Below are 18,942 nucleotides of genomic sequence, written 5' to 3'. Positions count from 1 at the left end.
CCTAACTGGCTTGTGAATCAATTGAGGAGAGCCTATTTTGAGAAGGATCGATATCAAATAAAACTCCTTAATCAATGCTGGTATTTCTACCGAAAGAAGAATTGCTCGTAAATATGGACATTTATAACACCCCTCATCATATATGGCAAAAAAAGAGCTGACCCAGGTAGCATTCACTACCCTACAGTCAGCTCTTCCTTGCTTATTGAATCATCGTCAATGCTACCCTGCCTTTTTGAACATCCACGCTATCAACCCAAACGGTCACGACGTCCCCTACAGACACCACATCTAATGGATGCTTAACGAATCCATTTTTCAGTTTTGAAATGTGGACAAGCCCATCTTGTTTTACACCTATATCAATAAATGCTCCGAAGTCCACTACATTTCTTACTGTCCCTTGCAATTCCATACCTTGTGTTAAATCTTCAAGTTTCAAGACATCCTTCTTAAGAAGAGGTTTAGGGAACTCATCCCGCGGATCCCGACCAGGTCGAATTAACGAATCTACAATATCTTTAAGCGTTAATTTCCCTATTCCCAACTCCTCAGAAACCTCTTCTAAGTTTAATTGGTTCAAAGACTGTTTCAGTTCCTCTGATCCAATGTCATTAACACTCAGCCCAACTTTAGCAAGAAGCTTTTTCACATCATTATAATTGTCTGGATGAATAGAGGTTCGATCAAGTACCTGTTTCCCATCCATTATCCTTAGGAATCCGATACATTGCTCGTACGTTTTCGCGCCAAGTCTTGGGATTTTCTTTAATTGGGACCTGGAAACAAACTTGCCTTCTTCCTCTCTCTTTTTCACAATATTAGTAGCCACCGTTTTCGAGAGTCCCGCTACATATTGCAATAGTGATGAGGAGGCAGTATTCACATTTACACCAACTTGGTTAACAGCCGTTTCCACTACAAAGGTTAGTGATTCATTTAGCTTCTTTTGTGAGACATCATGCTGGTATTGCCCAACTCCAACAGATTTAGGATCGATTTTAACTAATTCAGCTAACGGATCCTGCAATCTTCTTGCGATGGAGACGGCACTTCTTTCTTCAACCTGAAGGTCAGGGAACTCTTCTCTCGCCACATCAGATGCTGAATAAACACTTGCTCCGGCTTCGTTGACGATTAAATAGAAGATTGCTTCATCCATATCTTTTAAAACATTCACAACGAATTGTTCGGTTTCTCTGGATGCCGTTCCATTCCCAATCGCTACAACCTCAATCGAATATTTTGTCATAATCGCTTTGATTACTTCTTCCGCTTTAGAAAGTTGAGATTGGGATGAGTGTGGATAGATTACATTTATATCAAGAGTTTTTCCTGTTTCATCAATGACCGCCAGTTTGCAGCCTGTTCGGAAAGCTGGATCGACACCCAAGACCATCTTCCCTTTCATCGGAGGCTGAAGCAATAACTTCCTCAGGTTTTCAGAGAAGATATGAATGGCTTGATCCTCTGCTTTCTCTGTTAATTCATTGCGAATTTCTCTTTCCACCGATGGTTGTATGAGCCTTTTATAGCTATCCTCCACTGCTTCTTTTACAAGAGGCACGGAGATGGAGTGAACATTTTTAATGACCTGCTTTTGTAAATAGTTCACAATCCCTTCTGCATCAGCCTGAATATTCACCTTCAAAACATCTTCTTTTTCCCCACGGTTCATTGCTAAAACACGATGAGGGACTACTTTATGAATGGGTTCTTGATATGAGTAGTACATTTCAAAGACCTTTTTTTCGTCTCCCTCTTCTTTTTTCACCTTTGATTCAATTAACCCTTTTCGGAACGTATAACTTCTTATGTATTCTCGGTAAGAGGCTTCATCAGAAATGTACTCTGCAATAATATCTTTCGCTCCGTTCAAAGCCTCCTCGGTTGTCATTACTTCTTTTTCTTTAGATACGAAGTGAGACGCTTTTTCTTCAATGTCTCCTGATGTCGGGAATGTAAGGATCCATTCTGCCAGTGGTTCCAACCCTTTTTCTTTCGCTACGGTCGCTTTCGTTCTTCTTTTTTGCTTATATGGGCGGTACAAATCTTCTACCTTTTGCAGCTTATCCGCATTTTTAATGGCTTGGGTTAACTCTTCGGTCAGTTTCCCTTGTTCGTCGATTAGTCGGATAACTTCTTCTTTTCTTTGCTCTAGATTTTGCAGGTAATTCCATTTGTCCATAATATTACGAATCTGTACTTCGTCCAGTGCTCCAGTCTGTTCTTTCCGATACCGCGCGATGAAAGGGACTGTATTCCCTTCCTCCAGGAGTGAAATGACGTTTTTTACATTTTTTATTGATAGGTTTAATTCTTTTGATACTCTGTTAAGTAAAGGTTCTTGATTTGTTAATGTTGCTGTCAATTGTATTACCTCCATTGAAAGGATTCTTGTTTATTTTACCATAACTGTCTTTGAGGATTGGAAAGGTGTATTAACATAAAGGAATAATCTGAAATTAAGCATTTGCCATCGCAATTCATTCTGCGAACATACCGTGGACCGTTCCTTTCCGCTTCAGGCACAACATTCCCCGGGAGGAAGTCGAGCCTCCTCGGGCTTATGCCCTGTGGGGTCTCGATCTTTCCTCTATTTCCCGCAGGAGTTAAGAGCCTTCCACTACAATCCACTATGTGCTACTACACCATTCAGCACACACCGATTGACGGAGCTTATAAAAACATCAATCTTTGTGAAAGAACCTAAATAAAAAAACTTACCCTAAGACTATTAGAGTAAGTTTCCTATAATGTATGTTGTATCATCTGATGTACCGTCGACTAGAGATTGAATATCACCTAAAGCGCCATGAAGCGTCGGATACCTTTGAAGGATATTCTTTACTCCGGATATACTCAGTCCATCAGAGTGAATAAGAAATCTCGAGTTGGAATCGTAATGAAAACGTTGCGTCTTATATGTTTGCGGCCTTCCGGATAAATACCCGGTAACCGGTAAAGGATAAGTCATCTTTCCTTCAGGTGCATACATATAAAACCTGATATTTCCTACACAGCTATACACAAACTCTTTAGAATGGTAATACGCTTTTATGATCGCCACTGCTGCACCACGTTTTTTCTGAAGAGCCTTGTTACAAAGACACATGAGGGTTTCAACATCCTCGTGGTGATGCTCTTCAACTATATCGACGACAACATGTGATGATTCATAAGCAAACTTACCGCTACCTAAACCGTCGGCCAAAACACAGATAAAGTAATCGTTTGTAGAGGTATAGAAATAACTGTCCCCACAATAAGGATTTCCATTTTTCGATACTTGTTCTGCATAAAGCTCTATTTCATTTTGTTGAAGATAAGCCATTAATAATGACTCTCCGAATCGCTCATCTCTTCCTGAATGGCTTCCCTAAGCTTTTTAATGGCTCTTCTTTGTAAACGGGAAACATGCATTTGGGAAATACCGAGCTTCTCGCCAGCTTCTTTTTGGCTTAGATTTTCTAAATAAGTGTGTTGTATTATAGCCTTTTCCCTATCGGAAAGCACATGAAGCACTTTCTCAAGGACCAGTCGCTGATTAACTTTCTCGTAGCCCTCATCCTGATCTCCCACAATATCCAGTATCGTTACTGTACTCCCCTCTGAATCCGCTTCAATCGAGTGATCCACAGATAATGCTTGATAACTCCTACCCATTTCCATCGCTTCCAGAACTTCTTCTTCACTAACTTCCAGATATTCAGCAATTTCATGGACTTGTGGAGAACGTTCCAATTTATTCGTTAATTCTTCAACGGTAGATTTGATTTTTGGTCCCAGCTCTTTTATTCTTCGTGGAACATGTACGCTCCACGTTTTATCTCTTAGAAACCTTTTGATTTCTCCAATGATAGTCGGAATCGCAAAAGCCTCGAATGATCTACCGAAAGATTCATCGTACCTTCTGATTGCACCAAGCAATCCAATCATCCCCACTTGGATAATGTCCTCGTGGAAAGATCTTCCCTTTGAATATTTCCTCGCAATGGACTCTACAAGATTTTGGTAGTGTAAGATCAGTTGACTTTGCGCATCATCATCTTGTCTATCCTGATAGTCTTTAATCCATTGAAGTACTTTTTCTTTTTGGGCCTGCTGGTTAGGTTGAGATAGTTTTTTCATCCCTCTCCACCTGCTCCCCTGATAGGAATTTAGTCATAAAGACTGTCACTCCCTCCTTGTGATGCACTTTTACATCATCCATCAGGCTCTCAATAAGGTAAAGGCCTAACCCACCTTCTCTTAAGAACTCGACTGAATGATCGGCATGATAAGGACCAACAGCACTGCGAATTTCTTTGAAATCAAAACTTTCACCGTGATCTGCTACCATAACCTCAAGACGATCATCATATAGTGCGAATCCGACAACCACTTCTCCGTCATTGTCTTTATACGCATGCTGAACCGCATTTGTGATAGCTTCACTAGTAGCAATCTTCAAATCCTCAATTGCATCGTAGTCAAATCCCATACGACTTGCAATTCCTGAAAGCGTCAAACGAATAACCCCGACATATTCCGGCTTTGCGGGGATCTTCATTTCGATGTAATCAAAAGCTTGCATCATTCCACGCCACCTTCTACCTTGGAATTAATATTCATAATATCCCCTAAACCTGTAATATCAAACAATCTTTGTAACCGATCTGAAAGTCCGATAAGGTTCAGCTGTCCGCCACGAGCCTTTACTGTTTTAAAAAGACCAACAAACACGCCTAATCCAGTACTATCCATATATGATACTTCTGAAAGATCTATTGTCATATCTTTGTTATCATCCTCAGCAGAAGGCTGAAGCGTTTCTTTAAGCTTTGGTGCTGTATATGCATCAATTTCACCGGCTACTTTAACGAGTAGCTCGTTCTCTTTTTCTTTCATATCTATTGATAAGTTCATAAAAAGACCACCTTTTTTAGCAACATTATAATAAGTCTCTACACATTTACCCTATTTGTTATAAGAATAAACTTTATTTATGAATTTCTTTTTATGATGATCAGAGTGAAATCGTCTCTAAGCTCAAAGTGCTGGAGTTTCTCAAGTTGTTTGTATACGTTATTGACAATCTCTTGGGGAGGCAGGTGTTTATAACGGCTTATCAATTGTACTAAGTCTTCCCTTTCGATAAAGCCTTCTTCTGAACGACACTCCGTTACTCCATCAGAGAGCAGGATGATCATGTCTCCGACCTCAACCCGCCTTTCGTATTGTCGGTATTTCGCTTTTTTATCTACACCTAATAGAAGACCTTTTGCATCAAGATCCTCAAATTCATTGGTTGCCGCTCTATAAAAAAAGCCAGGTTCATGCCCAGCTGATGAGTATGAAAATAGATGTTTCTCAGTATTATATACACCATAAAACATTGTAATGAACATACTTGCATCGACGTTTTGTTCCACAACTCTGTTTAAACTTTCCAAGACAGCATTGGGTTCATTCCGGTATTCCGGCAGACTGTCCATCGCATATTTTATCATGGACATACAAAGAGCTGCAGGGATACCCTTACCAATTACATCGGCAATGGCAACACTTACGCTATCATTTTCATCTTGAACAAAGTGATAGTAATCCCCATTCATCTTTTTGGCGGGTACACTTACAGCTCCGATATCCAAACCTTCTACGTTGGGAATAACCGTTCCAAGCAGAGTTTGTTGCATATTGGATGCTACATCTATTTCGTTGTTTAATTCTTGTTGTTTTGTACGCAGACTCTGATGCTCCCTATAAGCGAAACCATAGCCTATCATTACTTCAAGCAGAATATCGAAAGAGTGCAGTACTTGATGTGGTATGTCAGGCTCCATATCTAATATTACACTCTTATGGAGACTAATGATCTCCTCTGGCGAAACATGATGCTCAATTGATTTACGACTAAATTTCTGTCCCAAATAAAGAGCTTTTTCATCTTGTTCGTTAAGATAATGCTCGATAATTTCTCTATATTTAGAATCCATTAAATCTCTGAAATTCATTTAACTCCCCCTAGCGGAGCCACTTAGTCGCCCTGATATCTGTCCCTTCTCCCGGTACAGACTCAACGTAAAACTCGTCCATTAAACGCTTTACTCCAGGCAAACCTGCTCCTAATCCGCCTGATGTGGAATATCCATCTTCCATTACTTTTCTAATATCTGCAATACCAGGACCTTCATCCAATGCGATAATTCGCACACCTTTTTTCCCGGAATCGAATAACTTTTCTATACAAATCTGACCATAGCCAGCATATAAATATATGTTCCGTGCTAATTCGCTGATAGCCGTAGTGATACGAGCTTGGTCAACGGTCCCGAATCCGAGCTCTTTCGCTACATTCCTCCCTAACTGGCGGGCAGCAACGATGTCCCATTCATTCGTGATCTTCACGCAGGATTGGCTATCCATACCTAGTCCCCCAGTTCCAATTGTAATTTCTCCAGACCTTTTTCCAGATCCAGAGCGGTTAGGACGTCCTCTAACCTGATACCCAGCTCGATCAACGTTATCGCTACAGCAGGCTGGATGCCGGTGATGACTACTTTAGCACCCATTAACCTTGACATATTTATAACATCTCCAAGAACTTTAGCAATGAATGAATCTATAAAATCTATGGAAGTAATATCGATTACTACTCCCCTTGCACTCGTTTCATGGATCTTGTGCAGAAGATCTTCTTGAAATTGAAGGGCTGTTTGATCATCAAGCTCCCACTGAATGGAAATCAACAAACAATCATGCAGCTTTAAAATTGGTATTCTCACTCTAATCCCTCCGCCGAAACTATTTTTCGATTTGTCATTTCAAGAGCTTTTTCAATCCCTTTTCGTAGCGTACTATTCGTACTGAATTGATTTAAATCAATTCCTAAGTTTACAATCGTTTGCGCGATTTCAGGTCTTATCCCCACTAACATACATTTAGCCCCAACCAAACGAACTGCTTCTGCTGCCTGAATGATATGATGAGCTACCATTGTGTCCACTACTGGTACACCGGTAATATCGATCAACACAACTTCCGCTCTATGCTTCACTACACCGTTTAGTAGATTTTCCATGATTAATCGTGCCCGCTCTGTATCAATCGTTCCCACAAGCGGCATCACTGAAATTTTTTCGAAAACGGGTATCAATGGTGCAGACAACTCCTGCAATGCTATCTTTTGAAGAGAAACGGTTCTTTCCCAGGATTCTGTATAAGCACTGATTACTTTATTATTCATTGGAGTTAACCATTTATCGAACTTCTCAACCTGTGCCACATAGTTTTGGTCTGTAATGATACCTTCTTTCATCATACCTTCGTAGACCACTTTACCAAAAGTATTTAAAGCCGACGTCACAAAAGTCAGCGGCCATCCTAACCTGACAACCTTTTCAGCGAAATCTTCCAACCGGCTATTGAACTCATTGGAATCCCTTAAGTTAGAAGCAATCATTTCTACAAACTCATGGCTTGTCTTAGTAAAAACTTGATCTGAAACTACTTGAAGAAACTTCTCATCCGCTTCGTTCCTCATTCGTTCCATCCAAATACTAGTGATATCTGATTTATTATTCTGAATATAATCCGTGACTTCACTAAACATTTAGTTCTCTCCATTCTATCATATGAAATTTATACTTAGTATTCATGCTGAATGATGTAACTCAAATTTAAAGTAGTTTACAACAGTGAACTAAAAAATGACGTAATTACTTTAATAGTAACAAATAAAGACAAAAATGAAAAAAACTATGCCTTTTCGGGTATTTTTATTGCTTACTTTTCCCATTATAAATTGTTAACGGTATTTTGTCATAAAATTGACTATATTTCTATTTCCATATTCTTCTTTTGCGGTTAAATTCACTATACTTTTCCTGTCGAAATAGAAAAAAGACAAAACAAAAAGGCTTAATGATCAAATATATTGTTGATCAGCAAGCCTTCTGGTTTGCAGTTATATTATCCTTATTGTATAACGTGATAAAAAGGATTCACACGATGAAAAAAATCGGGTTAAAATTGGATCAGACCCACACTGATTTGCAGGGCGTCATCCACTTTTTCCATCATCTCATCATCCAAGTGTGTAATCTTATCGGTAAGACGTTGTTTATCAATCGTTCGAATCTGTTCAAGCAAGATAACGGAATCACGTTCAAAGCCATAACGTTTTGCATCAATTTCAACATGAGTAGGCAGTTTCGCTTTTTGAATTTGAGCGGTAATGGCAGCTACAATAATTGTGGGACTAAACCTGTTCCCTATATCATTTTGAATAACAAGTACCGGCCGAACTCCGCCTTGTTCTGATCCTACAACAGGAGAAAGGTCTGCAAAATATACGTCACCACGCTTTACAATCAAAGGATTAACCCCCGCTTACTAAGCGTTCGACTGTATGTTCTGCCTCATATTCTGCTTGAATCGCCTCTGAAGCGATTGCGAGATTAATCTTAGCCATTTCCATATAGCCGCGTCTCATAGATTCACGTAATTGTCTCTTCTTACGCTCTCTTAAATACATTTTGGTTGCACGATAAATAAACTCGTTGCGATTCACATTTTCTTGATCTGCAAAGCCGTCTAATTCTGTAACGAGCTGTTGCGGTAGACGAATTAAGATTTCTGTTGTTGCGCTGGATTCAGACACAAACTACACCTCCACCAATCACTACATACCGTTTCTGTTCATTAACATATTTATCATACCATCAATTAAGGGGAATGAAAAGTTAATTTATCAATCTCTTCTATTATCCACCATATAAAATACTAATTATTCATCAAAGTTGCGGTTATTTTCCTGTTGACTGTGAATACCAGTCGATAAGAGTTTATTCGATACTTCCGTCGGCTCCCCGTTTTTCATATAGATACGCGGCACCCTCGAGGAGATCATACAAGGGATCTCATAGTTAATGGTATCAAGCTTTCCAGCGATTTCATCCATTGTAATCGCTTCTTCACCCTGTTTGCCGATTAACGTCACGAGGGTACCCATATTAAGAAATTCAGGAAGCCTAATCATACATTGATCCATACAGACCCTTCCAACAATTGGAACTCTCTTACCGTTTATAATCACGTCCTGACCTTGTAATTTACGCAGCCAGCCATCAGCGTATCCAATCGGAACCGTTCCAATCCACTCTGCCTCACCCGTCTCATAAGTAGCCCCATAACTCACTTTCTCTCCAGCTGATAGTTCTTTAGTATGAATAAGCCTTGTATGAAGAGAAAACACTTCTTTCAAAGGAAAAGGAAGCTCGGGTTTCATCTCTTGAGATGGCGTGAGTCCGTACATAGCTATTCCCACCCGTACAGCATTAAAGAGAGTGTTTGTTTTCCTTAATGTAGCGGCGCTATTTGAAGAATGAATATAAGCAGGTAAGGAATCCAATTGGGCCAGCATGTGTTCAAATCGAGCTAACTGCTGGTCAAGATAGTCATCGTTCAACTCATCAGCCGTGGCAAAATGGGTAAAGATCCCTTCTAATTTAAACTGAGAATGATCTTGAATATACTCCTCGATACCCTTTAACTCTTCAGTAGTCCGAACACCTATCCGTCCCATCCCCGTGTCACACTTAATATGGAGGCTTAATCGATCTCCTTCTGAAAGCTGCTTTTCCGCTTCAACAAGCCACTCCTTATGGAAGATCGTTAACGAAATATCTAATTTGGCCGCGATCCTCACATCTTTCGGTCGTGTAGCTCCTAATACGTGGATGGGAGCTGTAATACCAGCATTTCTTAAAGAAATTGCTTCGTCTAAGAATGCGACTGACAAGCCGTGTGCCCCCGCAGAGAGAGCAGTAAGGGCGGTTTGCACATCCCCATGCCCATAAGCATTCGCCTTCACAACCGCAAACACTTTCACATCTTCAGGAATATGCGCTCTAATATTCTTTACATTTTCATATAGATGATCTAGATTGATTTCTGCCCATGTATCACGAAAAAATTGCGTCTGGGTTTCCACTTTGTTCACTTCCTCATATCTTTACACAAAACATTGTCATTCTATTCAAGAATACCATGGATTATTCATATTATCATTCATTGGGTGAAATGGATTTTTTCGAGAGGGGGTTAGGGATTCTGAAAACTTGGATATTGCACCAGCTATTATCGATTTTTCGAATGGTAAGGTGAGAGGGGACGATGTTTGATGGGGAATCTTGAGTTCCCCTTAGTGGTAGTAGATCCTATTATTGTTTTCTGCCGGTCTTGTACGGCTTTATGCGGTTTTCTTCCGTCTTGTTCCTTACGATATCAATTATTCATTGAGTTTGTACCATTTTATTATTGGCTTTAAGCTTTATATTATCGACTTTCCTGAATTTATTATCGACTTCGCTGCTTTTATTATCGACTTTCCACATTTATTATCAACTTCGCTGCTTTTATTATCGACCCTGTAATTTGTATTTCGCCTCCACCATCCCCTTTTATACTTTTGAACTTCCTACCACTTATCCGCACACCAAGAAAAGAGGCGAACCCAAAGGCCCGCCCTGTTTAATTATTTTATTTATTTCACCATTGAACCCTGTACGGATTGTGCTACCATCACCATCTCAGAAGGAGTCAGGTCATTGGAGGCAAGCATATAATCCACTCCGTTATTGGTCCATCTGATAGATTGCTCTGTCATGGCTGCTACTGTGAAGCCAAGGTCCACTAATTCACCTTTTAGAGAAGTAGAGACCGTCATCGTAGGTACGACTGTTGTTTTCTCTTGAACGATTGTAAAAGATTTTTCACCATCGTAGGTTAAGATCACACGCTTTCCTGTATCGGTCGCGACTTCTTTTTCTTCTATTAATTCAGTACCCGTGATTTCTGACATTGGGTAAAGAACAGTAAATTCCGTATCTTCTACGGTTGCCGTGACGGGAACCTCAAGCTGGGCACCTGTCATGTTTTTCTTCATGTCGAAGTCTTTTTTATCAAATGCCGCTTTCATATCCATCTTGGAGAACTCTACTTTTACAAGCGGATTTTTATCTGAATCCAATACATTTACGGATGCCGGAGTCAGGTCTTTCTTGTTAAAGGCAATCTCTTGAGTGGGTAGCATCTGACTGTTTTGATAACGTGTCTTCGTGTTAAAGATGTAGTGATCTTTTGTTTCTTTGAAAGTAGCCTCTTTATCCTCTAGCACATCTTGAACAAGCGATTCATACAAGTACGCCTGACTGCTATTTTCAGGCCAGTTGCTTTGGAATCGGAAGCTTTTGTTCAGAGCCGGCGTAAGGACGAATACTCCCTCATCATTACGTAAGATCATTTGACTCTGATCTTTCGCAGCGTTCTTTAATGCCACTCGATAATAATTAGGGTCATTATGCCACACTTCCACATCATAGGTTTGAGGCTCGTCGCCCACCTGCAGGGTCATTTTCGCATCTGCTTTGTACCCCTTCATATCCTCTACTTTTGCCTTAAGGTCCTTGGTTACATCTTCTTTCGATTGCTCTCCACAAGCAGCCAGCATAAGCACCGCTAACATGGCCATCACTAGTATCACTAGCTTTTTCTTCATTTTTTCAACCCCTTTTGTCCCAGGATAAACGTAATTGAGAGAGGAGAAAGCCAGCCGTCTAAGAATGGACGATTCTTATAGAATGCCCCGTTCCTTAGTCCAATTGCAATTCGCCAAAGAACCGCGATTGTTAAACACCTGGCCTTGTCTCTCCTATTGCACTACTGAATATATGAGACAACCTAAGGGATTATGCTAGTGAAGATGACAAGCTTGAAATAATTTTACTCTTCGATGATCACCTGTGCAGCCGCAAATTCCCGGCTATGGGTGATGGATAGATGGGCATTCGCCCCCTCCGGCTTTGAAAAATATGGCTTTCCATTCGGGTCCTTACTGATTTCAATATCCTGAAAGGAGAGCGCTGTTCCGATCCCGGTTCCATTCGCCTTTGCAAAAGCTTCTTTGGCTGCAAATCGCCCTGCTGCAAACTCAACCTTCCGTTGTTCGCTTAAAGTATAGAATGCATCCTCCTCCTTAGCTGTTAAAATTCTCTTAACGAACTTTGGCTGCCGTTCAATCATCTTCTGAATGCGTCCTGTTTCAACGATGTCCAATCCTATTCCTTTTATCATATGCGGTTCCCCTTCTACTCTTGTCCTGTGTTGCATATTTGTATAATGAACTATACTCGTGATTTTCGACGTTTTCTTATACTATAATATTAACTGCGTTTTTTATAAAATCTGATTTAGTATTGATATAAAAAGAACAACCTACCTAGGAGGATACAATATGTTTGTCCGGACAGAAAGTTTTTCTCAATTTTTACGGTTCTATCCTATTATTTCCCTGATTGTATTCATTCATATCGCCTTATACTTTGTCAGTGCCCTTCCTATTTTTCCACAACTGTGGGTGTACGAGCAGCTGGCCGGTGTGAATTTATTTATAAGCGAGGGAGAATGGTGGAGACTTGTCACCCCTATCTTTGTACATTTGGGATTCGCTCATCTGCTATTCAACTCATTTTCCCTTGTACTGTTCGGCCCACCCCTGGAGAAACATCTTGGAAAAGCAAAGTTTGTCGGTCTTTATTTAGCAAGCGGTGTATTTGCTAATATCATTACGTATCTCATCAAGCCTCTTACGTATAGTCATGTGGGAGCATCGGGAGCAATTTTTGGTTTATTCGGCTTTTACATCGCCATGATTATTTTAAAGAATCATTTCATCACAAGAGAAAGCCGTCAAATCATCTTACCCATCGTCGTCATCGGGGTGGTCATGACCTTCATGCAGTCCGGAATCAACATAACTGCTCATATCTTTGGTTTAATCGGCGGCTTTGTGATCGGATGGATTGCAGGAAAAAAATAAGAACAAAACAAAAGTGACCCGTAGCAAATCCCGGGTCACTTTTATCGTTTACACACTATGAGAAAACCAAGTAACAATGGTTTGGATGTCCTTCTTTTCAAGATCCCGGATTGGGCTCGCATAACCAGTCTCTCCAGATTTTATCGTTGTCCTGAGACTGCCCAAGTCTTTTCTCGATTGGAACCAGCTTTCATGGGTGTCCAAAGATTGTATGCGACTTTTCTTTATATGCATCGTATTTTTCAATACGCCCCTATACTGTAATGATAATTGACCATCCGCAATCTTCCAGCCCCCGGCACGGTATTGGAAGTATCCAAGAATCCCGAATGGAATCATCAACAGGCCAACCCAAAGACCATATGGCCAGTAGAGAAAACAGGCAGCAGCGGTCGGGATCACTACCCATATCGACTGTCGGAACACATATCTTCTTAAGGAACGCCCGGGTAACCTCTTAAACTCATCATGGATGACGTAATCTGGAAATAAGTCTTTTAATAATTCAGGAATCCTCTTCTTTTTAACAATCGGGAATAATTTTATACTCGTACTGTCTTTCTCCAATACAGATCCACCTGCATTTTCAATATGGACGGTGCAATAACCCAATGGCTGCCTGATTGGATTTTCCACTACCCGGATGCCTTGAACACGATTTAATGGAACAGTCACCTGCTTCTTCTCCAGAAGCCCTCTTGTCATGACGATGTGATCATCTACAATTTTAATCCTGAAATCACCATAAATAATGAATGTCCAAGCAATCGATAATAGCCAGGCAACAAGCAACCCCAAGAAGGCCATCACCGAAACGACAAACACGCCGCTTTTCACAAAAACAGCCAGCTCATCATACACAGCTTCGTACGGAATGAACTCATTAAATTGGGATAAGAAAACAAACACCCCGGAAATAATGACGCCTATCCCTCCTGAAGTCGTAGCAAGTACCCAAATGTCTTTCGAACTGAGGTTGAAAAAGGGTTCTTCTTCTTTCAAAATCTCCGTACCTTCTTCAGAAAGATCCTCGGTTACATCATGCCCCTTCTTCTCCCGATAGATCATATCCTCTAACTCTAATGCTTCTTCTTTAAAAATAGCTGTCAGTTCCGCTTCTGATTCCCGCGGATTGGAAGACCCGGCCGTTTCGACCTTCACCTTGACCAACCCAAAAGGGCGATGCAGAATACCTTCAGAGAAATTCAAACTCTGAATCCGGTCAATAGGGATATACCTCTTCTTTTTAACGAATAGTCCGTATTCGATCCGAAGCTCTCCTTCTTCCACTCGATACGTAAATCGAAGCCACTTCACAATCCCTGTGACCAGAACGAACACAAGAACTACCGCCATCGATATAACAGGCATATAATCCCAAAAACCTGTCTTCTCTCCCCGGTTATTCAATACAAATAAAAAGACAAAAGGAACGATCAAATCCTTCAACTGTTTTACAAAATTCGCTACAGCTGAAATAGGGTGCAGTCTCTTGTGCTCAGACATCATCTTCCGCCACCCTCGCTAGTTGTGAAATGGAGTTTCTCAAACCATCCGCTTCCTCCATATCCAGTGCCGGAATCTCATGAACCGTCGCTGCAGTCGAAATCGTGATCGTCGCTAACCGATACTTTTTTAAAATTGGGCCCTGCACCGTATCAACATGTTGAACCCTCACCATCGGTACCAATGTGCGTTTCACGATAAATATCCCTCTTTGGAGCTCAATTTCCTGCTCCCTCACTTCATATCTCCATCTCTTCCATTTGATCGTCGGAATAAAGAAAACAAACAAATATGTAAATAGAATGAACATTCCCACTGCAACTGCAATGATCCATTGAGGCCAATCAAACAACACAGTAAGAACAATCGCTCCTGCTGCTACAGCTGCCACAACCAATGTTTCAAACACGCCATATATCTTCCAAACCTTTAAAGCCTTTGGCGATATTCTCTTTTGAGGCTCTCCAATCATCCCCATCCCCCTCACTTCTCTCTTTTACTAAATCTTACAGTATATTTACGATTTGGAACAGAGATGGTTTCAGATTAAGGAGAAAGCTTTGGGAGATTTGCCTATTTTAGATAAAACGAACTTTTATCCACCCACTCAATCCCATCAATCCCTTGCAGATCTTCCACTAACCGGAACAATGCGTCATCCTTTTTCTTCGCTTCTATCATACAATCAATTTCATCCACCGAACCCTTTATTCCTTGAAGAAAATCAAGAAACATCCTAGGGTCGATGAAATCGGCATGGGCTTTGAAATCTTCCTGGGAACGGGGACTTGAAATATGCATCTTTACAGGTAATGATGACTGGCTCCACGTTCCAACGATCCTTTCCCAATCCAACAACCAATCCCTTTCGTTATAAGCAAGGTGATGATGGTAATCAAATACTTGGGGAATCCCGAGCTTTTCACATAGATAGAGGGCATCAGCTGCACTGAAAACCGTATCATCATTTTCGAGAATGATCATTTGTTGAAGAGAAACGGGAGTCAGACCCCAATTATGGATGAATTGCTCAAGTGCCTTCTCTTTATCCTCATAAGCCCCGCCAACATGGAGAACACAGCGGTGAGTTGGATCGATTCCCATCCCTTTTAATAATGCCTCATGCATTTTTAACGTCTTCAGCGTATTTTTTAACACATCCACATCGCTGGAATTGAGCAAGACAAAATGATCAGGATGAAACCCCACCCTCATGGGATGAAGCTTCAGGTATTCTTCAATCGCTCTGAGCTCATCCTTTAACGGAGATATGAAATCCCATCCTTTCAATTCAGGATGATTCGCAAGGGGGATCAACCTTGAACTAAACCGGAAAAAATGAATTTCGTTCAATACATTATGCTTCAAAAGCCGCAAGCAATTTTCAAGATTCGATTTGGCGATCCGTTCAAGTTTATGAATAGCGGCCTCACGATCCTTGATCCCGGAAAACTGCTTATAGGTCATGGTTTGGGAAGGTGATGCATTCTGGAGGTTCATACTCATGGCAACATAGCCTAACTTTACGAGTGTCATGTGGGGTGGACTCCTTTTTGGGGTTAGTATGTGCGTAATGGGGGGATTTATCTCGTTGGTTTTGAATAGGTGACAGACTTTGTCCCTCCTTTTGTTTCTAATTGAAGGGTTTTCAATATTTTATAGGCGGTGTTTCGTGAGTTCAGATGCAAGAAACTCCTCAGTTCGCGATTGGTTATGCGATCACTTAGTAGTAAGAAATAATCCCGAACCGCTTCTAGATGAGCATATCTAGATGAACTACCACATTTAACGCAAGACCATGCTCCACTTACTCTAATCATTGGTATGTGATGGCAGTTTTCACATCGGACCCCAGTCACAATATCGCTTCGGGTAAGAGAATATGTCTCCATAAAGTCTAGCTCAGATTCTTCATGTTTTTTCAAAATGGTTTTCTTCATTTTGTTCATTTCTTTATCAGTCATGGCTTCTTTTACGTATATCTCATTTAAATCTTTGATATTGTCTATTATATTTTGGGCATGAATGATTTTTCTGTAAGGTGAGTCAGCTGGTGGGGTTTTGGTGAAATTTAAGATAGTTGATGGGTTGCTGAAAACAACGAGGTGTTCGATGGGAGGGTGCTTCAGCTTGTGGACACTGAACCATTTTTGCAGTAATAATTTTTGTCTTTGAACCTGGGAGATCGGGTCAGAGAATCCTTCTGATAATCCTTTATAAGTACGGGTAAGCTGTCTTATGAATGGATCAATGGTGACTATTCCTGAGATGTTCTTCACTTCGATAATTAAAATGTAGAATGGAGTGAGGATGAGGAAATCTATTTGGAAGTAGTTTGAGAATAGAGGAAGCCTTATATCATAAAAGATTTTATATTTCTTGTCTTTCAAGAAGCTGAGGTGGTAGTAGACGGTTGCTTCACCGTTGTAACCTGCTTTTCTTTTCTTTAAATCCTTATCTACGATGGGAATCTTTTGATGATTGAGAGGCAGGCGCCATAATAATGCTTGGCAATTTTCAATATTGATAGGGACTTTGAGTTCTTTACAGATCAATTGATCACTCTCCTTTAAGGTTCTGCTTACTCTAGTTCGCCACAGGCTTAAAAAACCCTTCTTTTCAATTAAAAAATCAACAGTTTTTCACTAATTGCGTCGTATTGGGGTTTAATTGCGTCGATATCTGAATAATTGCGTCTTTTCTCACCTTAATTGCGTCTTTTTTTAATTTATTGCGTCTTTTTTCACCTTAATTGCGTCGTTCCACACAATAATCGCGTCTTTTAGTAAAGATTGGAAACCAACAACGAACCTTGCCCCCATTCCGATACCTAATCTAACCAACAACAAAAAACACGACAACCCAAAGGTCATCGTGTTCCCATTCTCAATCAAAATCAAGAATTGTTATAAGATTTACGTTTGCTTGAAGATTGTGGTCTGCCGCCGCCAGTACGGTTACGATCTCCGCCACGGCTTCCGCCTCCGCGATTTCCACCGCCGCTGCGTGGTGATCCGCCACGACTTCCACCTTTACCGCTGCGTGCTCCACCTTTGTAGCCACCGCCGCGATTACCGCCGCCACGATTTCCGCCACCTCTTGATGGTAATGGACGCTCTTCAGTGATTTCAACTGGTGTTGTATCCGGCTCTTTCGTCAGGACACGGATCGCTGCTGCTACCGCTTGAACAGGATCATGATCTCCCAGGAATTCTTCTGCTAATGGATAGTAATCCTTAAGATCACTTTCTTTCGCCGCTTCAGCTAATTTTTCAAGAGCTAAGCGTTGTTGACCTTCAAGGGCTTCGTTTAAGCTAGGTGGCTTAAGAGCCGTCATTTTCTTCTTCGTTGTTTGTTCAACGATCTTCAGGTAACCCATTTCTCTTGGTGTTACAAAAGTGATGGACATACCCTTCTTACCTGCACGACCTGTACGTCCGATACGGTGAACGTAACTTTCAGGATCTTGAGGAATATCAAAGTTGTAAACATGCGTTACGCCGGAGATATCCAACCCACGAGCGGCAACGTCTGTAGCGATCAAGATGTCGATGCGTCCCTCTTTGAACTTCTTAAGAACCGTCATACGACGAGCTTGAGAAAGATCTCCGTGAATTCCTTCAGCCAGGTAGCCGCGGATGCTAAGAGCACGCGCTAATTCGTCTACTCTACGCTTTGTACGACCGAATACAATCGCAAGTTCCGGTGATTGAACGTCGATTAAACGGGAAAGAGTATCGAATTTTTCTTTTTCGCTTACTTTCGTGAAGTATTGTTCGATGTTCGAAACCGTTACTTCTTTGGATTTTACTTTGATTACTTCAGGCTCTGTCATGAAACGGTTTGCAATGCGTCGGATCGGATCCGGCATTGTGGCAGAGAACAGAAGTGTTTGTCTTGTGCTTGGAACAGTCTCAAGAATGCTTTCGATGTCTTCGATGAAGCCCATGTTCAGCATTTCGTCTGCTTCGTCAAGTACTAAGGTTTCAACGTTTTCAAGGTTGAGTGTTTTACGTTTGATATGGTCAAGAAGACGACCTGGTGTACCTACGATGATATGAGGGTTCTTTTTCATCGCGCGGATTTGACGTTGGATGTCCTGTCCTCCGTAGACAGATAACACGCGGGCACGCTTGTCAGCTCCGATACGATATAACTCTTCAGAAACTTGGATGGCAAGTTCACGAGTTGGTGCAATGATAAGAGCTTGAACGTTTGGATTTTTCACATCGATCTTCTCGATCATAGGGATACCAAATGCTGTTGTTTTACCTGTTCCAGTTTGTGCCTGACCGATAATATCCTTACCTTCTAAACCGACTGGAATCGTACTTGCCTGAATTGGTGTTGCTTCTTCAAAGCCCATACGTTTAATTGATTTTAACGTAGATGCGCTTAAGTTTAAATCTGCAAACTTAGTCAATGTTACATTCTCCTTTAATTTACATCTTTTATAACTAATCAATATCTGATTATATTTTTAGGTCGGAACGAAATCTTACCCACCGAAAGACTTCGGTATCTAATCTAAAACCGTCTATATGAGATGTTTAGTTTTATGTTTGGTACAAAAA

Annotated in this window: 21 protein-coding genes (1 of these 21 only partly in view); 2 read left to right on the top strand and 19 right to left on the bottom strand. The window is 40.9% G+C overall.

What is annotated here, in order from left to right; translation table 11 throughout:
- A protein-coding gene (gene cmpA / locus AAEM60_RS01390; protein WP_156142545.1) for a cortex morphogenetic protein CmpA crosses the window boundary here: on the top strand, positions 1-111 show its 3' portion. It extends 3 nt beyond the left edge of the window; the window shows 111 of its 114 coding nt (coding positions 4-114); the start codon falls outside the window, past its left edge; the stop codon is at positions 109-111.
- A gap of 91 nt (positions 112-202) precedes the next feature.
- On the opposite strand, the gene AAEM60_RS01385 is transcribed toward cmpA, so the two are convergent.
- The 14 genes from AAEM60_RS01385 to acpS all read right to left on the bottom strand — a co-directional run bounded on the left by AAEM60_RS01385 (position 203) and on the right by acpS (position 12,117).
- Entirely contained in the window at positions 203-2,371 is a 2,169-nt protein-coding gene (locus tag AAEM60_RS01385; protein WP_341357254.1) for a Tex family protein, read from the bottom strand.
- 366 nt (positions 2,372-2,737) lie between these two features.
- Positions 2,738-3,334, bottom strand: coding sequence for a PP2C family serine/threonine-protein phosphatase (locus AAEM60_RS01380; protein ID WP_299746599.1), 597 nt, complete (start codon positions 3,332-3,334; stop codon positions 2,738-2,740).
- Positions 3,334-4,131, bottom strand: coding sequence for an RNA polymerase sigma factor SigB (sigB, locus tag AAEM60_RS01375; protein ID WP_299746602.1), 798 nt, complete (start codon positions 4,129-4,131; stop codon positions 3,334-3,336). The genes AAEM60_RS01380 and sigB overlap by 1 nt, the downstream gene beginning before the upstream one ends.
- Entirely contained in the window at positions 4,109-4,576 is a 468-nt protein-coding gene (gene rsbW, locus AAEM60_RS01370; RefSeq protein ID WP_299746751.1) for an anti-sigma B factor RsbW, read from the bottom strand. The genes sigB and rsbW overlap by 23 nt, the downstream gene beginning before the upstream one ends.
- Positions 4,576-4,908 (bottom strand): anti-sigma factor antagonist, encoded by a 333-nt coding sequence (locus AAEM60_RS01365; RefSeq protein ID WP_299746604.1) that lies wholly within the window; start codon positions 4,906-4,908, stop codon positions 4,576-4,578. The genes rsbW and AAEM60_RS01365 overlap by 1 nt, the downstream gene beginning before the upstream one ends.
- Before the next feature lie 77 nt (positions 4,909-4,985).
- Complete coding sequence (locus tag AAEM60_RS01360; protein ID WP_299746606.1) at positions 4,986-5,996, bottom strand: PP2C family protein-serine/threonine phosphatase; 1,011 nt, start codon at positions 5,994-5,996, stop codon at positions 4,986-4,988.
- 10 nt (positions 5,997-6,006) lie between these two features.
- Positions 6,007-6,408, bottom strand: coding sequence for an anti-sigma regulatory factor (locus AAEM60_RS01355; RefSeq protein ID WP_299746609.1), 402 nt, complete (start codon positions 6,406-6,408; stop codon positions 6,007-6,009).
- 2 nt (positions 6,409-6,410) lie between these two features.
- The gene (locus tag AAEM60_RS01350; RefSeq protein ID WP_156142543.1) at positions 6,411-6,773 is read right to left on the bottom strand and encodes an STAS domain-containing protein; all 363 of its coding nucleotides are present in this window, start codon (positions 6,771-6,773) and stop codon (positions 6,411-6,413) included.
- The gene (locus AAEM60_RS01345; RefSeq protein WP_299746612.1) at positions 6,764-7,594 is read right to left on the bottom strand and encodes an RsbT co-antagonist protein RsbRA; all 831 of its coding nucleotides are present in this window, start codon (positions 7,592-7,594) and stop codon (positions 6,764-6,766) included. Before AAEM60_RS01345 ends, AAEM60_RS01350 begins: the two co-directional genes overlap by 10 nt.
- Positions 7,595-8,007: 413 nt before the next feature.
- Positions 8,008-8,358, bottom strand: coding sequence for a type II toxin-antitoxin system endoribonuclease NdoA (gene ndoA / locus AAEM60_RS01340; protein WP_034763063.1), 351 nt, complete (start codon positions 8,356-8,358; stop codon positions 8,008-8,010).
- Between the two features lie 4 nt (positions 8,359-8,362).
- On the bottom strand, positions 8,363-8,644 hold the full coding sequence (locus tag AAEM60_RS01335; RefSeq protein ID WP_032085355.1) for a YlcI/YnfO family protein: 282 nt from the start codon (positions 8,642-8,644) through the stop codon (positions 8,363-8,365).
- A gap of 126 nt (positions 8,645-8,770) precedes the next feature.
- Positions 8,771-9,976 carry an alanine racemase gene (alr, locus tag AAEM60_RS01330; RefSeq protein ID WP_299746628.1) on the bottom strand — a complete coding sequence of 402 codons (1,206 nt, stop codon included), beginning with the start codon at positions 9,974-9,976 and terminating at the stop codon, positions 8,771-8,773.
- A gap of 552 nt (positions 9,977-10,528) precedes the next feature.
- On the bottom strand, positions 10,529-11,542 hold the full coding sequence (locus AAEM60_RS01325) for an outer membrane lipoprotein carrier protein LolA (RefSeq protein ID WP_299746630.1): 1,014 nt from the start codon (positions 11,540-11,542) through the stop codon (positions 10,529-10,531).
- A 224-nt stretch (positions 11,543-11,766) separates the two neighbouring features.
- On the bottom strand, positions 11,767-12,117 hold the full coding sequence (acpS, locus tag AAEM60_RS01320; RefSeq protein WP_299746633.1) for a holo-ACP synthase: 351 nt from the start codon (positions 12,115-12,117) through the stop codon (positions 11,767-11,769).
- A gap of 160 nt (positions 12,118-12,277) precedes the next feature.
- Here acpS and AAEM60_RS01315 point away from each other — a divergent pair, with 160 nt between their 5' ends.
- The gene (locus tag AAEM60_RS01315) at positions 12,278-12,862 is read left to right on the top strand and encodes a rhomboid family intramembrane serine protease (protein ID WP_299746636.1); all 585 of its coding nucleotides are present in this window, start codon (positions 12,278-12,280) and stop codon (positions 12,860-12,862) included.
- 48 nt (positions 12,863-12,910) lie between these two features.
- Here the strand turns inward: AAEM60_RS01315 and AAEM60_RS01310 are convergent, their stop codons facing one another.
- The 5 genes from AAEM60_RS01310 to AAEM60_RS01290 all read right to left on the bottom strand — a co-directional run bounded on the left by AAEM60_RS01310 (position 12,911) and on the right by AAEM60_RS01290 (position 18,791).
- Positions 12,911-14,371 (bottom strand): PH domain-containing protein, encoded by a 1,461-nt coding sequence (locus AAEM60_RS01310; protein WP_299746639.1) that lies wholly within the window; start codon positions 14,369-14,371, stop codon positions 12,911-12,913.
- The gene (locus tag AAEM60_RS01305) at positions 14,361-14,840 is read right to left on the bottom strand and encodes a PH domain-containing protein (protein WP_299746642.1); all 480 of its coding nucleotides are present in this window, start codon (positions 14,838-14,840) and stop codon (positions 14,361-14,363) included. The genes AAEM60_RS01310 and AAEM60_RS01305 overlap by 11 nt, the downstream gene beginning before the upstream one ends.
- A gap of 101 nt (positions 14,841-14,941) precedes the next feature.
- Positions 14,942-15,904 (bottom strand): UV DNA damage repair endonuclease UvsE, encoded by a 963-nt coding sequence (uvsE, locus tag AAEM60_RS01300; RefSeq protein ID WP_299746645.1) that lies wholly within the window; start codon positions 15,902-15,904, stop codon positions 14,942-14,944.
- 47 nt (positions 15,905-15,951) lie between these two features.
- Positions 15,952-16,923 carry a nuclease-related domain-containing protein gene (locus tag AAEM60_RS01295; RefSeq protein WP_299746648.1) on the bottom strand — a complete coding sequence of 324 codons (972 nt, stop codon included), beginning with the start codon at positions 16,921-16,923 and terminating at the stop codon, positions 15,952-15,954.
- Between the two features lie 341 nt (positions 16,924-17,264).
- Entirely contained in the window at positions 17,265-18,791 is a 1,527-nt protein-coding gene (locus tag AAEM60_RS01290) for a DEAD/DEAH box helicase (protein ID WP_299746651.1), read from the bottom strand.
- Between the last annotated feature and the right edge of the window lie 151 nt (positions 18,792-18,942).

The sequence above is a fragment of the Rossellomorea sp. y25 genome, from assembly GCF_038049935.1.
Lineage (GTDB): Bacteria > Bacillota > Bacilli > Bacillales > Bacillaceae_B > Rossellomorea.
The sequence above is the reverse complement of the archived record's forward strand: the minus strand, read 5'-3'. Positions and strand labels throughout refer to the sequence as shown.

Excerpts from the sequence above, each read along its gene's own strand:
- AAEM60_RS01355 (WP_299746609.1), bottom strand. The coding sequence starts at position 6,408 with ATGGATAGCCAATCCTGCGTGAAGATCACGAATGAATGGGACATCGTT.
- AAEM60_RS01315 (WP_299746636.1), top strand. The coding sequence starts at position 12,278 with ATGTTTGTCCGGACAGAAAGTTTTTCTCAATTTTTACGGTTCTATCCT.
- AAEM60_RS01305 (WP_299746642.1), bottom strand. The coding sequence starts at position 14,840 with ATGATTGGAGAGCCTCAAAAGAGAATATCGCCAAAGGCTTTAAAGGTT.
- AAEM60_RS01360 (WP_299746606.1), bottom strand. The coding sequence starts at position 5,996 with ATGAATTTCAGAGATTTAATGGATTCTAAATATAGAGAAATTATCGAG.
- AAEM60_RS01310 (WP_299746639.1), bottom strand. The coding sequence starts at position 14,371 with ATGATGTCTGAGCACAAGAGACTGCACCCTATTTCAGCTGTAGCGAAT.
- uvsE (WP_299746645.1), bottom strand. The coding sequence starts at position 15,904 with ATGACACTCGTAAAGTTAGGCTATGTTGCCATGAGTATGAACCTCCAG.
- rsbW (WP_299746751.1), bottom strand. The coding sequence starts at position 4,576 with ATGCAAGCTTTTGATTACATCGAAATGAAGATCCCCGCAAAGCCGGAA.
- AAEM60_RS01365 (WP_299746604.1), bottom strand. The coding sequence starts at position 4,908 with ATGAACTTATCAATAGATATGAAAGAAAAAGAGAACGAGCTACTCGTT.
- sigB (WP_299746602.1), bottom strand. The coding sequence starts at position 4,131 with ATGAAAAAACTATCTCAACCTAACCAGCAGGCCCAAAAAGAAAAAGTA.
- AAEM60_RS01345 (WP_299746612.1), bottom strand. The coding sequence starts at position 7,594 with ATGTTTAGTGAAGTCACGGATTATATTCAGAATAATAAATCAGATATC.
- acpS (WP_299746633.1), bottom strand. The coding sequence starts at position 12,117 with ATGATAAAAGGAATAGGATTGGACATCGTTGAAACAGGACGCATTCAG.
- AAEM60_RS01325 (WP_299746630.1), bottom strand. The coding sequence starts at position 11,542 with ATGAAGAAAAAGCTAGTGATACTAGTGATGGCCATGTTAGCGGTGCTT.
- AAEM60_RS01380 (WP_299746599.1), bottom strand. The coding sequence starts at position 3,334 with ATGGCTTATCTTCAACAAAATGAAATAGAGCTTTATGCAGAACAAGTA.